Below are 506 nucleotides of genomic sequence, written 5' to 3' on the forward strand. Positions count from 1 at the left end.
TAAATGTTTGGTCCCAATTCTTTTTAACCTTTTCCCACACTTTAGGATTCTCCATTTTCAATCGGTTTCCGAAACCAACAACATCGGCTTCGTATTCCTCTTGCATTTTTTCTACTACATTCTTCACTAGTCGTTTGATTTCTTTTTCGGTGTTTTTTTCCACTCTTTTTAGAAATTTATTTTCAAAAGCGTTCCCTGAAGTTATCCAATTTTCGGATAGGCGTCCCTCTGATTCGATTTTCACATTAAAAGAGATATTCTTTCCATTAATATGAGGAGTAATCCTGCTTTTCATTGATTCTACCTCGTATATGAGTAGCTGACCGGTCTGTTTATCAAAGCTTTTCACCACACCGCCTTTCCCCTTTCCAATTATCCACGTTAAGCCTTCTACTTCTATTTCATTAAAAAAACCACCCAGCTTTTTTATCTTTCCTTTGATTACAGCCGCTCCCGCAAACTTCACCTCTCCATTTGCTGCAACTACGTTTTGCAAAAGAAAACTG

At 37.4% G+C, this 506-nt stretch carries 1 protein-coding gene; it reads right to left on the reverse strand.

The window, feature by feature from the left end; all coding sequences use genetic code 11:
• Positions 1 to 506, reverse strand: a 506-nt coding sequence (locus tag AF333_RS31390) for a Ger(x)C family spore germination C-terminal domain-containing protein (protein ID WP_321167201.1), incomplete at both ends; no start/stop codon positions are given.

It is taken from the genome of Aneurinibacillus migulanus, assembly GCF_001274715.1.
In the GTDB taxonomy this organism is placed as follows: Bacteria; Bacillota; Bacilli; order Aneurinibacillales; family Aneurinibacillaceae; genus Aneurinibacillus; species Aneurinibacillus migulanus.